Source organism: Zhenhengia yiwuensis, assembly GCF_014384995.1.
Lineage (GTDB): Bacteria > Bacillota > Clostridia > Lachnospirales > Cellulosilyticaceae > Zhenhengia > Zhenhengia yiwuensis.
Genome location: NZ_JACRSY010000006.1, coordinates 121552 through 134800, shown reverse-complemented (window position 1 = coordinate 134800; position 13249 = coordinate 121552). Strand labels below are relative to the sequence as shown.

The 13249-nt window shown below is 34.9% G+C and carries 12 protein-coding genes; all 12 read right to left on the bottom strand.

The annotated features are described in order from the left end of the window. Positions 1 to 10 precede the first annotated feature (10 nt). The 12 genes from H8718_RS05320 to H8718_RS05265 all read right to left on the bottom strand — a co-directional run bounded on the left by H8718_RS05320 (position 11) and on the right by H8718_RS05265 (position 13155). Entirely contained in the window at positions 11 to 1267 is a 1257-nt protein-coding gene (locus H8718_RS05320) for a glycosyltransferase family 4 protein (protein ID WP_249332117.1), read from the bottom strand. A 13-nt stretch (positions 1268 to 1280) separates the two neighbouring features. Then, positions 1281 to 2243, bottom strand: a complete 963-nt coding sequence (locus tag H8718_RS05315) for an ATP-grasp domain-containing protein (RefSeq protein ID WP_249332116.1) — start codon at positions 2241 to 2243, stop codon at positions 1281 to 1283. A gap of 10 nt (positions 2244 to 2253) precedes the next feature. Next, the gene (locus H8718_RS05310; protein ID WP_249332115.1) at positions 2254 to 3453 is read right to left on the bottom strand and encodes a type III PLP-dependent enzyme domain-containing protein; all 1200 of its coding nucleotides are present in this window, start codon (positions 3451 to 3453) and stop codon (positions 2254 to 2256) included. A gap of 1 nt (position 3454) precedes the next feature. After that, positions 3455 to 4060 carry a sugar transferase gene (locus H8718_RS05305; protein ID WP_249332114.1) on the bottom strand — a complete coding sequence of 202 codons (606 nt, stop codon included), beginning with the start codon at positions 4058 to 4060 and terminating at the stop codon, positions 3455 to 3457. A 1-nt stretch (position 4061) separates the two neighbouring features. Further along, positions 4062 to 5174 (bottom strand): DegT/DnrJ/EryC1/StrS family aminotransferase, encoded by a 1113-nt coding sequence (locus H8718_RS05300; protein WP_249332113.1) that lies wholly within the window; start codon positions 5172 to 5174, stop codon positions 4062 to 4064. A gap of 200 nt (positions 5175 to 5374) precedes the next feature. Beyond that, the gene (locus H8718_RS05295; protein WP_249332112.1) at positions 5375 to 6136 is read right to left on the bottom strand and encodes a CpsD/CapB family tyrosine-protein kinase; all 762 of its coding nucleotides are present in this window, start codon (positions 6134 to 6136) and stop codon (positions 5375 to 5377) included. A gap of 14 nt (positions 6137 to 6150) precedes the next feature. Continuing rightward, a complete protein-coding gene (locus H8718_RS05290) occupies positions 6151 to 6849 on the bottom strand; it encodes a YveK family protein (protein WP_249332111.1) in 699 nt (232 codons plus the stop codon). A gap of 84 nt (positions 6850 to 6933) precedes the next feature. Continuing rightward, entirely contained in the window at positions 6934 to 7563 is a 630-nt protein-coding gene (locus tag H8718_RS05285) for a hypothetical protein (protein WP_249332110.1), read from the bottom strand. A gap of 9 nt (positions 7564 to 7572) precedes the next feature. Then, complete coding sequence (locus tag H8718_RS05280; protein ID WP_249332109.1) at positions 7573 to 9084, bottom strand: S-layer homology domain-containing protein; 1512 nt, start codon at positions 9082 to 9084, stop codon at positions 7573 to 7575. Positions 9085 to 9257: 173 nt separating this feature from the next. Continuing rightward, on the bottom strand, positions 9258 to 11201 hold the full coding sequence (locus H8718_RS05275) for an S-layer homology domain-containing protein (RefSeq protein ID WP_249332108.1): 1944 nt from the start codon (positions 11199 to 11201) through the stop codon (positions 9258 to 9260). A gap of 193 nt (positions 11202 to 11394) precedes the next feature. Next, positions 11395 to 12402: a UDP-glucose 4-epimerase GalE gene (galE, locus tag H8718_RS05270; protein WP_249332107.1), complete on the bottom strand. Its 1008-nt coding sequence runs from the start codon at positions 12400 to 12402 to the stop codon at positions 11395 to 11397. Positions 12403 to 12594: 192 nt separating this feature from the next. After that, a complete protein-coding gene (locus tag H8718_RS05265) occupies positions 12595 to 13155 on the bottom strand; it encodes an ECF-type riboflavin transporter substrate-binding protein (RefSeq protein WP_249332106.1) in 561 nt (186 codons plus the stop codon). Positions 13156 to 13249 lie beyond the last annotated feature (94 nt).

Genomic DNA, 13249 nt, shown 5'->3' with positions numbered 1-13249 from the left:
TTTAACCCTCCTAAACGCTTTCTATTACCTCTATTAATTTATTTGTTAATACAGAGAAGTCAAATTCTTTTACTCCCGCTAAAGCATTATCACCTATATTTATATACTCCTCATTACTCATATGCTTTATCTTTAAAATAGCTTTTGCTAATTCTTCTGGTGTACTTTCATTTAAAGAAATTCCACAATTATATTTTTCTAAAATGCAATATCCCATCTTTACAGTAGAGATAATAGGTTTTCCTGATGCCATATATTCAAATAATTTATTTGAACTATTTCCTCTTGTCCAATTATATTGTGATTGAGAGTAGTTTAAGATATTAACTGATGATTTACTTAAAATATAAGGGATATACTTTTTATTGATGTACCCTTTCATTTTCACATTAATTAAACCTTCATCTCGAATCCTTTTCTCAAGCATTTCTTTCTGATTTCCATCACCATAAATTAAAAACTGTATATTATGTTCATCTTTTAGTAGCTTAGCTGTATCCAATAAATTTCCAACATTGTTCACTGGTCTAATAGCCCCTGTATATACGACATTAAATTTATGAGACTCTAAATCTTTGTCTTCTACTTTATCATTAGCAATAGATTTAATAAATCTTTCAAAATCAACTCCATTGTTAATATAATAGCATTTTGCTAAATCTATATCTCCGCCTTGTACAGTATCCCATTTCTTCTCTTTCACATAATCAGTATCTCCTTCTTTAGTGAAAATAAGCGCATCTGCTTTTTTATAAATCCAATGTTCTCCTAAAACAAGAATTTTTCCTAGTAAACTCTTTTCTTTTGCTTTATTAAATGCAAATATTGCTTCTGGCCATAAGTCTCTTATTTCACAAATACAAGGTACTTTTAGTTTTTTAGCAATCTGTATCCCTGCAATCATCGTTAATGGGTGAACACTTGATGCCAGAATAACATCTGGCTTCTCATACTGTTTAGCATACCTTCTTGCTACTAAAATTAAATTAATGTAAAATATCACCATATTTTTAATTCTATCTATTCCATTTCCTATAGCTACTGTAGTCTTTACAAAAACATAAGGTATGTTATCCACTGTATCTATAACATATTTCTTATTAGAAGTATCAATAAACTCTTCAGTATTATGGTAAGTATTTGCACAAAAAATAGTTGGCTTATACCCCTTATTAATAAGCTTTTCAGCAAACCAATAATGCCTTCCTCCTCTATCTTTATATGTATCTGTAGCATAATGATTCAATATCCAAACCTTCTTTTTCACTTAGCTCCTCCTTTCACCCTTTAATAATCTTTATTTCATTGTATTTAGCCATATAAACCTCTGCATCATACTCTCCAATAGCCACTTCATTTTTAATTCCTAATAAATTATTAATAAGCATTTCAGGCTCATTAACACCACATTCATAGGCGTGAGGATAGCCTCCCCCAAATCTAGGATTAACTTCTGAGATATAATATTCTCCGTTTACTCTAAAGACGTCTATATCATTCTGTCCATAAAGCTTTAACTTCTTAGCAAGATCCGATATGATTTTGAACAATTGTTCATCTTTTATAGATACCGACTTATCTGTCTCTCCTGCTCTCATTTTTATCTTCTCTTTTATAAATATAGATGTCACTTCACCACTTATCATATCAACGTAAACATCTATACCCAACTCTTGTCCATCCATATATTCTTGTACAATTAAATCATCATATTTTGCCAACAATATTTCTAATTCCTCTAAATCATTAACCTGGCTAACATGAATACTCGCACTCCCCCTACAAGGCTTTACGAATACAGGAAAGCTTATTTTTCCACTTTTGCAATCTCTAATAAACATCTGTATATTATTATATGTTTTAGGTGTTTTAAAACCATTTTTCTCTAGGAATATAGCAAATTCATATTTATCAAAACATCGCTCTACAGCCTCATAGTCTGCTACAATTACCTTTGTCCCTATTTCTTCAAACTCTTTTTTATGTAAGGCTAAGAGCGATAGCTCTGGATCTATTAAGGAAAACATTGCATCTATTTTTTCATTTCTACAAATTTGTTTTAATTTCTCAATATAATTCTCTTCTGTTATTCTAGGAACTAAATAGAATTTATCTGCTTCATAAATAGCTGGTGCTAGATTGCTATTATCAGTTGCAATAACTTTTCCTCTTCCTTCTAACTCTCTTTTAAAATACTGAATAATTTTATTTCTTGTTCCTACACTCAATATTAAAATATTCATCTTATACCACCTATCTCTTACACTTTTGTATATACTCTATTGGTGACCATTTCTCACGCACTACTTCTAACAAGTTATTCTCTTTTACATATACAGTCGGAAAGTACTCAATAAATAATGGACTTAAACACATTGTATAGGCTCCCACTTTATTAAACTCTATATAACTTCCCTCTTTTAATTCTTTCTCATCATTAAGAGTCATAATTCTATCATTTTCCATACAAGTAAAACCACAAACTACTTGTTTATCTATAACATTCTCTTTAACTTCAATAAGATTAGAGAAATAATTAGCTTTATGCATTAATGGGTCTATATGCGTTCTACTACCATTTGTAATAACAAATCTATTTAAGTTTGTTTCTTTTACATCCATCACTCTACAGATATAATCAATGGGTGAACCTACCACAGAAGCTCCAGGCTCTAAAATGAGTGTAGTTTCTTCAGGACTAAACTCCATCTCCAATTCATCTTTAATTATCCTAACATACTCATCATAAGAAGGTTTTGTTGACAATCCTCCAAAAAAACCTCCTCCTACATCGATATATTCTAGTTCTAAACCAAATTGCCTTTTGATTTCGCATACTTTGTTTGCTATACTTCTATAAATATTAAGACTCCTTGTTTTACTACTAATGTGCATATGTAAACCAGATATTTGAATATTTTCTAACTTTTCTATCTTCTCTAGTGCTTGGGCTAATGAATTATTTTCTAAGTTGAACCCAAATCTTCCACCATCCATTCCACAAGTAGATTCACCTGGACAATCTGCTTCTATATCGTAGTTAACACGCACCCCTACCTTATACTTCTTATCTTTAGGTAACTCTTCTAACCATCTAATCTCTCTCTGAGAATCCAAGTTTACTATACTTCCTTCAATAATCGCATCTAAAAATAAATCTTTATACTTTATAGGTCCATTATAGATAATCTTGTCTTTTGTATAACCTAACGTTAATGCTAGATTATATTCACTTTCTGATACAACCTCTGCATAACAATTATTTTCCTTATAAAAGTTTACTAACCATGGTAACGAATTAGTTTTAAAGGAATAACCTATCATATAATTATTCCAATTGTTTGCGAGAGCAATATGTAAACTATTTATATTGGCTTGAAGTTCTTTCTTATTGATAACAAAACAAGGTGTAATTAAATTATTATAATCTACCTTCATCATTTTCTCCTTCATATTACTCTCCAAAATCTGGCATAGTATCTTGTTCTGAATTATTCACGTCTTTACTCATAAGTACATTTTTAATAGTCTTAACTAATACTTTAAGATCTGTCTTTAAGCTAATATTATCTGCATACCATACATCTAGTTCAAAACGTTCTTCCCAGCTGATGGCATTACGTCCATTCACCTGCGCCCATCCACTAATGCCTGGTCTGACATTATGCCTTCTACGTTGTTCTTCATTATAATGTTTAAGGTACTGAACCAGTAATGGTCTTGGTCCAATAAAACTCATATCTCCTTTAAGCACATTAAAGAACTGTGGAAACTCATCTAAGCTCGTCTTTCTAAGAATCTTACCAATCTTAGTCATACGCTCCATATCTGATAATCTATTACCTTCTGCATCATGAGTCGCTACTTGCATAGTACGAAATTTATAAATCTTAAAGATCTTCTCATCTTTTCCAGGTCTTTCTTGTTTAAACAATACTGGCCCCTTTGGATCTGCTATCTTAATAGCCATAGCAGCTATAAACATGAATGGCCATGCAGCAAATAGTAAGAGAGAGGCTCCTACTATATCAATTACTCTCTTCACATACTTTGCATACATACTAGAATAACCCCTTTATAATAGAAACAATTCTTTCTAAATCTGCATCTCTCATCTTTGTATCAGATGGTAAGCATACTCCATTCTCAAATAGCTCCTGAGATACACCTTCACCGATGAATTCATATTGTTCAAAGAATGGTTGCATATGCATTGGTTTCCAGATTGGCCTACTCTCAATATTCTCTGCTTCAAGTGCTAACATAATATCAAGTGGTCTTACCTTACCACTTAAAGTGATACAGGAGAGCCAGCAGTTACTATCTTGCCACTCATTCATTGGCATCATATGTACACCTTCTAAACATCCGAGTTCTCTCTTATAGTACTCATAAATATATTTCTTCTTAGCCACACGCTGATCTAATACTTTAAGTTGCCCTCTCCCAATACCTGCTACTACATTACTCATGCGGTAGTTGAATCCTAACTCACTATGTTGATAGTGTCTAGCATTATCTCTTGCTTGTGTAGACCAGAATCGTACTTTAGCAATTCTTTCTTCATCATTACTTACAAGCATTCCTCCACCTGAAGTCGTAATGATTTTATTTCCATTAAATGAGAAAATACCGTATTCCCCAAATGTTCCTGTATATCTTCCTTTATATGTAGTGCCTAAACTCTCTGCTGCATCTTCAATTAAAGTCGCTCCATACTTTTTACAAAGTTCCATAATTGGATCTAAGTCTGCTGATAATCCATAAAGGTGTACTACAAGTACAGCTTTAACTTTATCTCCATATTTCTCAAAAGCAGCTTCTAAAGCTTTAGGGCTCATATTCCAAGTTTCAAAATCACTATCAATAAATACTGGTACTGCCTTTTGATAAATAATAGGATTTGCAGTAGCTGAGAAAGTAAGATCCTGACAAAATACAATATCTCCTTCACCTACTCCTGCTGCTTTAAGTGCCATATGAATAGCTGCTGTTCCTGCTGATAGAGCTGCTGCATGAGATGTTCCTACTTTAGCTGCAAGCTCCTTCTCAAATTCATTTACATTGGTACCTAATGGTGCAATCCAATTCGTATCAAATGCTTCTTGTACATAATGTTTTTCATACCCTTCCTCACTCATATGTGGTGATGCTAAAAAAATCTTCTCTTTCATATTCAAAACTCCCTTTTGTGTGTAGAATATTATTTAATAAATTTTATACCTCTCTAACTACTACTTATTCTATATAAGTAGCATTAAACAAGTATAAAATATATGTCTCATTGTCCTAAAAAAGCCCATGAAAAATACCAAGTAGGCCTTGGTATCTCTCATGTAACTTTATTGATCTCTTATCTTTAATGCTTTATTTTTTATTGCCCATATTGTGTATACGCATCATTTTTATAAGCATATCGGCTATATTTGCCATATTTACCATACTTACTCCCTTTCCCTTCTTTTACATCATGAAGGATAAAGCCGAGCACTTTGGCGTTAGCAAATTCAAGTTTTCCAAGGGCATCTTGCACATCTTTATGATGTGTTACCCCTTCACGTACAACAACCACTGTACCAGACACGCGTTGTGATAAGACTGTTGCATCGGTTACTACATTAAGTGGTGGTGTATCAATGAAGATATAGTCATAATTTGCTTCAAGTGTCTCGAGTAATTCTCCCATCGTCTCTGATGCAAGGAGCTCTGCTGGGTTTGGTGGAATATGTCCTGATGTAATAGCATCGAGATTCTCATAACTTGTATGCTGGATGGCTTCTTCTACCGTACAGAAATTACTCAGTAAATGAGCAAGCCCATTACCATTGGTCATATCCAGCTTGCGATGTACGGTTGGCTTTCTCATATCTCCATCGATGAGAAGCACGCGTGAACCTGTCTGTGCAAAGGTAATGGCTAAGTTAATGCACGTTGTACTTTTACCTTCTCCTGGGAAGGAGCTTGTCACAACAATTCTTTTACAGCCTTTACCGACTAGTGAGAACATAATATTCGTACGTGTTGCTTTATAAGCTTCTTTAATATGAAAGCTCGATTCTCCTGTAAGAATCATCTCTTGTTCTTGTTCTTTTGTTCTTTGGGTTTGTTGTTTATTTTTATTAAATAATGTTTTCATGGTTAATCCCCTCTTTATTTGATACGCGTTGCAGCATCTTCTAAGTCTGGTATAGTCCCAAGAATAGGAAAGTCATAACCTTTTTTAAGGTCATCTTCAGTTTTGATACGATTATCAAGCATTTCCGCCACTAATACACCAAGTACAGAGAGTACACCACCTAACATAAGTCCAATGATTGTATTTAAAAGCACATTAGGAGAAGATGGACTTGTAGCTGGCACTGCTTCATCAATAAGTTCTACTGAACCTGCTTTAACAACACGAATGATTTCTTCTGGCGCCACTGCCGCTATGGTATTGGCAATGACTGCAGCTTCATCAGCATCTTTAGTTGTAACTTTTACTTCAAAAATCTCTGTACCATTTACAGCACTGGCTGTAAGCATTTTACGAATTTGCTCTGGTGTATAATGAAAGCCCGTTTCTGTAATCACTTTACTGAGCACGTTATCACTTTTTAAAATCTCAATATAGGTACTTACAAGCTTTTGAGAAGCATTAATATCATTAAGATTAGCAATCGTATTTTCACGTTCTGTATTACTGTTCACATACATACTCACACGGGATGTATAAGTTGGGTCGAGTACAAAAGCACTTATGCCAAACGCCGCTACTCCTCCTATAAGGGTACAAAGTATAATTACCCATACTTTATTCCATAAGATCATAAAGATCTCTTGTAATGAAATTTCATTTGTTTCTTCCATCTCTAATCCTCCTATTTTGTATTTTCCCATGCAAAAAGGCCACTCGTTATGTTATTCGAGTAGCCTTATCGATCACCATTAAGTTTAGGGTATCAGATGTTTGTAGGTATCGTAATATCCTTTTACGCGTTCAAGATCTTCCTCATTAAAGCTTTGCATCGCAATACGTTTGGCCTGCGCTAAATCTGAACTTGATACTCCATCTAATGCTAAACCCATTAAGTAATTTAGATCTGAAGATGTCAAATTACTTAACACCAAATTAAGCATGGCACTTTTATCTTTGATTGGAATACTTTTTGCAATATTTTTAGCCTGTTGCTCCACAGCGATTTTTATATCATCTGTTGTCACGAGCTGTGTCTTTTCCTTGGCTGTTTCATGCATTGTAGTATCTTCTACTGTACTAGAGTTTGTATTCCCCTGCTGAGTTTGTGCTTGTACATTCTCAGCACTTTCTGCCCCTTCTTCCTTACTTGGCTCTTTGGTGTTTAATATGGCTTTAAAGCTCTCTTTTTCTTCTTCTGTAAGCACTCTACCTGCTTCCCCTAGGTCAATGCCTGTCTGTGCTATAAGTTCTTGTGTCATCTGACTGACTAAAGTTTCTTCTACAAAATAAGCACTTACTCGATCATATAAGAGATAACCTGCTCCCCCTAATAGTATAAGTAGGGCAAGTATACTCCCTATAAGGATTAAACCTCGTTTTTTCATAACCGACTCCTACTCCATAATAAGGCGAATCGTAAGTGTTATAGGTGCTTCGTTTTCATAACGAAGATTACGTTTTAAGGTGTATTCACTTGGCAAAGTAGCTCCTGTATAGCTCTTTACTAGACTTTTCACATTTTCATATTGCATAAGCATATGGTTAAGTGAAATTTGTCCTCCATCTGAAAGAAGTGCATAGATGGTATCAGATGAAATACCAAGTGAATCTGCCATCTCTTTAAGTTCGCTCGATGTCGCTGTGATTTTATCTAACATTTCTTCAAATATACCAAGCTGAACATCTGCTTGTCTAAAGGAATAAGCTGTATTGGTTCTCATTGTTCCCCCAAATGAGCCTTCAATATAAGCACCTTCTACATTTGTATAAACCGCTAAGCTTTCCATTCTATCATTCATTGGATACTGCTTTGCGAGTTCTTTTACATTAATCGTAATTTCTGTTCCTGCTACTTCAACAGGTACAAAGTTCCCGCCAATGAAAACACCTGCTTCTTCTACGTACATTTTAGCTCTTTCTGTCGTAGAAGTTTCTTTTACAAGCCCCTCGATTGTAAAATCTGCTTTCGCAGCGACTAAGAGGTAATCTGTAACCGTATTTTCATAAAGTCTGATTTTAGAACCTTCTTTGGCTACAATCATTTGTTTCATATTGCCTTTAATAAATTCAACAGGCTTACCACTTTCTACTTGAACAATGTTATAGTCTCCGAGTAATTTTATATTTCCACCTTGAATATAAACTGTCCCTGTCACTTTTACATTATCAAGTCTTACCTTACCATCACCAATACCAGCGCTTAAATACACATCACCTTCAATAGTCGTATCTTTAAGCGTCACATCACCTGTATTAATGACTACATTGCCTTTAACTACTTCTGTATAAGTCCCTGGCTCATGAATAAAGTTAGGTGTTAGATTTTCTAATAAAGTAACCACTTCAGCACGTGTAATCGATGCCTTTGGTTTAAAGCTTCCATCTGGATTCCCTTTTATAAAGCCCTTTTGTACAAGCGCCTTCACACTATCTACAGCCCATGCAGAAATATCTTCTACATCTGTAAGGTTCATCTCTGTAGCACTATCTGCTTTTACACTGTATGCTTTTGCAAGGGCATAAGCCACTTCTTCTCTTGTAGCTGCCTTACTTGGCTCAAACTTTGAACCTGGTGCATACATAATTCCGCGCCCTGTTACATTGGCAATGGCCTCACTATACCATGCCCCTGGTGTAAGGTCTTCATATTTTCTATTTGTTTCGACTTCAGTAAACTGGAAAGTACGATTAAGAAAAGTTGCAAGTTCCGCTCTTGTAACCGATTCATTTGGTTTGAAATCACCATTTTCCATTCCTTTTACAACTTCATAAGTAGACCATCTATCAATCGCTTCTTTCGCCCAATGCCCTTCATAATCTTTGGCCCATACTGGCTGAGCTAAAATAAAAGTACCAAGTAGCATCGTCACTGCTAGTTTATTGTAAAATTTCTTATTAACTTTCATATGTCCCCCTATTTATTTAGCATTTTTATATTGTTTATGTACTATTTATCACTTTTAAACACCAATATATTTTCATTAAAAATTCTACCATAAAATGTGACATTTTTAAACATAATTTTTTATTTTATACAAAAAAGGTATATCTAAGAAAGATATACCTTTTTATTTATGTATTATTTATAAGTTACTTGAACTGTAACTTTATCAATTTCGTGTGCAGATGTTGCTTTTACAATAAGTTGTCCTTTTGCTGTAAGCTCTTCTTGGCCAATTGTTACATCAACACCAAAAGTAGCAAGTGCACTTTCAAACTTATCATAGATTTTTTGAATATCTTCATCTGTCACTTTGTTTCTTATTTCTTTTGCTGCATCTAAAAGGTCACCTACTTTAATAGCAGTTCCTTGGTAATCTGCAACACGTCCAAAAGCCTTATCTAATAACTCTTCAGCTTTTGTCATTTGTTCTCCTGTAAGGTTAGCTTTTTTGCCAACTTCTTGAAGTAATTCTTCTGCAAGAGTTTTATTAGCTGCTACTATTGCTTTTAAATCTTCTACTTTATAAGCTGTTCCTGGTTTTAATGCTACTTTGTATTTATCTGTTAAACCAACTGTTAAAGTATCAATACCATGATCCTCAATAGCTGTAATAGTTTCGATAACATCGTTTCTATTAAATACAACTCCATTTAATGTTACTGTATCATTTTTGCTATCTACAACAGCAGATACTTGGTTACCTGTAAGAGCTACTTTTACTGGTTCATCTTGACCTTGTACTTTAACTTCAAGTGCACTTACATTAATTGGTTTAGCTGTTACAGTGCCACCACCTGTGCTTCCGCCACCACCTGTGCTTCCGCCACCACCGCCGGATGCTGGGAGTTTAGGTGCAGTTACACCTTCAGCTACTACAATTTTATCTTTGTTGTATTTAAAGCCTTTTTTAAGTTCTAAACCATTTGCTTCAACAATGATATTTTTGATTTCACTCTTTTCCCCTCTACCACGAAGAACTGTGTTGACTGCATCTTTTGTTACAGTTAATTTGTTAATGGTTACACCATCTACAAGTACAAGTTCTGAAGTTTTATTAACAATTACTTCTTCAACTTTTAAAGTCCCTACAAGTTGTGGTTCAGCTGCACCATCTACTACTACTTTACTAAGGCTAACACCATTACCTTCAAGAATAGATGTAGATGCAAGTGTAACAGTTCCTTTTACTTCAACTAAGTTACCAAGTAATACGCGAACTGGGTTTTTACCTGCTTTATCGACAATAATGTTGTTAAGTTTTGATTGACCAAGTACATGTACAGTGCTTACACCGCCACCTTCAACGATTACATCACCAAGTACAGTTACGTTGTTAAGTTTAACATCACCTTCGCCAATACCTTCTGCAAGGTAAAGGTTACCTGTAATTGTCATATCTTTAAGTTCTACATCTTTTGTATTCACTACAAGATGTCCGTCGATATCTTGTGAGTATGTACCCGCTACATTTACAAGATCTGCTGTAATTTTGTCTACCATTGTTACAGCTTCTGCACGTGTAAGAGATGCAGTTGGTCTAAATGTACCATCTGGGTTACCATTTAAGTAGCCACCTGCTACTAAGCTTGCAATTTCAGCTTCTGCCCAATCAGAGATTTGAGCTTGGTCTTTGAATGTCACATTTGTTTCTTTAGCTGCTACTTTGTAAGCTTTTGCAATAGCGTAAGCTGCTTCTTCACGAGTTGCTTCTTGATTTGGTTTGAATGTACCATCTTCATAGTCATTCATAATACCTGCAGATGATACTTTTGCGATATCTGATGCATACCATTTAGTTGCTTCTACATCTGTGTATTTTTCTGCTGCTGATGTATCTGTTAAACCAAACACTCTTACGATAATTGCTGCTAATTCCCCACGAGTTACTTTGTTGTTTGGTTTGAAAGTTCCATCTTCATAACCTTCAAGAACTTCCTTTTCTGACCACTTTGTAATAGCTTCCTTAGCCCAGTGGTTATCATAGTCTGCTGCATAAGTTACAACTGGTAAAGCTGTTGCCATAATTGTAGCAGCTGCAGTTGTTGCAAGCACTTTTTTTAGTCTAAGATTTAATCGCATCTTACTCCTCCTTAATACTTTTGAACATTTTTATACTATTATATAATAATACTTTAATAATTTTATCTTAACACTTGCCAATAATCAACCCTTTTATGCACACTATTCGCACTAAAGGTACATTTTAACAAAAAATACAGCCCTAGAACACTTCCGTAAGGCAGAAATGTCTAGGGCTATAAAGCTTTTTACTCTATTTATTTGCTTCTCTTTGACACATATATCTCCAAGAATCCTCACACATATCATCAATATTCTTTGTTGCTTCCCATCCGAGAAGTTCTTTAGCTTTCTTCGTTTCTGCATAGCACTCTGCAATGTCACCAGGTCTTCTTGGTGCAATGCGATATGCCACTGTGCGTCCACTTGCTTTTTCGAAGGCTTTTACCATTTGGAGTACGCTATAGCCGTTTCCTGTACCTAAGTTGTAAGCATCAATACCTGTTTCGCCAAGAATTTTCTCAATGGCTTTCACATGACCTTTAGCAAGGTCTACAACGTGAATATAGTCACGTACACCTGTACCGTCTACTGTTGGATAGTCATCGCCAAATACATTAAGGGCTTCAAGTTCACCTACTGCTACTTTTGCAATGTAAGGAAGTAGGTTGTTTGGAATACCGTTTGGCTCTTCGCCGATAAGGCCTGATGCATGTGCACCAATTGGGTTGAAGTAACGAAGAAGTGCCACGCTCCACTCCTTGTCTGCTGCATACACATCTTTAAGGATGTTTTCTGTCATCAGTTTTGTAGCGCCGTAAGGATTTGTTGTAGAAGTTGGGAAGCTTTCATTAATTGGTACTGAAGCTGGGTCTCCATATACTGTAGCGGATGAGCTAAATACTAATTTTTTAGCACCATGTGCTGCCATAACTTCACAAAGTACGATTGTGCTCATTAAGTTGTTATGATAGTACGCTAAAGGTTTCTCACAAGATTCGCCTACTGCTTTAAATCCTGCAAAGTGAATGGCTGCTTCAATTTTATGTTCTGTAAAAATACGTTCAAGTAAGTCTTTATCTTTTACGTCTCCCTCATAAAAAGCAAAGTCTTTGCCTGAAATGTGTTTGATCTTATCCAGTACACTTGGATTAGAATTGCTAAAATCATCAATAATAACAATTTCATATCCTGCATCTAATAACTCGACGCATGTGTGACTTCCAATATAACCTGCACCACCTGTTACGAATATCGCCATGCTCATGCCCTCCTAAATAAATATAATTTTACTAAATTTTTTACTCTATTCTTATTTTATCGTATTAATCACTCAAAATCAAGTGAAGACAAAGATTTAATACAAATTTAAAAATCTAAAAAAGACGCACACGCGCCTTTTTTATGGAGTCCATTTTACCTCTATTTTTACTAGTATTTTACTACTTTTTTACTACTCTTCTTCTAATTCTGTTGTTCGACCCTTAAGTTTTGTAATAGCGATAACAACTGGAATACCAATGGCTGCTACAACAATTAAGTTTGCCACATTGGCCATAATAATTTGGAACCAAACTTTCCCTGCTGGTTCACCGTATACAATAACATCCCCTGCATAAGAAAGCACACTTCCTACTACTGCACCTAGTATGGCATAACCATAAAGCAAACCTATATGCACTTTCGTAATTTGACCTTTAAGAACATCAAAGTCAGCTTTCATAGTAATAAGCCCTATGCACATCCCTATTGAAGCAGACATAAATACCCAGCTCCACCATAGCATTCCAAAAGAAATAGCATCATTTAAAGCATGTCCAATAAACCCTACTAAAAACCCTACTACAGGTCCAAAGATTGCTCCAAAGATACAAAGAAGTGCTACTGCAAGTCTAAGTGATGTACTCGGCCCAACATTAATTGAAATCATAGATGCTGCCGCATAAAGCGCTGCACCAATACCAATGGCTACAACATGTTTCGTTGTTAACTTAAAAATTGATTGTTTCTCCATTTTCTTCTCCCTTTATTCTTTTATGATACGAATATTTTGTCAAGAATCGTATTCATTATACAGGATAGGAAGGATAAAATCCAGCCTATCTCTC

Coding starts and splice junctions, on each gene's coding strand:
- H8718_RS05310 (WP_249332115.1), bottom strand. CDS start 3,453: ATGAAGGAGAAAATGATGAAGGTAGATTATAATAATTTAATTACACCT.
- H8718_RS05295 (WP_249332112.1), bottom strand. CDS start 6,136: ATGAAAACATTATTTAATAAAAATAAACAACAAACCCAAAGAACAAAA.
- H8718_RS05285 (WP_249332110.1), bottom strand. CDS start 7,563: ATGAAAAAACGAGGTTTAATCCTTATAGGGAGTATACTTGCCCTACTT.
- H8718_RS05280 (WP_249332109.1), bottom strand. CDS start 9,084: ATGAAAGTTAATAAGAAATTTTACAATAAACTAGCAGTGACGATGCTA.
- H8718_RS05315 (WP_249332116.1), bottom strand. CDS start 2,243: ATGAATATTTTAATATTGAGTGTAGGAACAAGAAATAAAATTATTCAG.
- H8718_RS05300 (WP_249332113.1), bottom strand. CDS start 5,174: ATGAAAGAGAAGATTTTTTTAGCATCACCACATATGAGTGAGGAAGGG.
- galE (WP_249332107.1), bottom strand. CDS start 12,402: ATGGCGATATTCGTAACAGGTGGTGCAGGTTATATTGGAAGTCACACA.
- H8718_RS05305 (WP_249332114.1), bottom strand. CDS start 4,060: ATGTATGCAAAGTATGTGAAGAGAGTAATTGATATAGTAGGAGCCTCT.
- H8718_RS05275 (WP_249332108.1), bottom strand. CDS start 11,201: ATGCGATTAAATCTTAGACTAAAAAAAGTGCTTGCAACAACTGCAGCT.
- H8718_RS05290 (WP_249332111.1), bottom strand. CDS start 6,849: ATGGAAGAAACAAATGAAATTTCATTACAAGAGATCTTTATGATCTTA.
- H8718_RS05265 (WP_249332106.1), bottom strand. CDS start 13,155: ATGGAGAAACAATCAATTTTTAAGTTAACAACGAAACATGTTGTAGCC.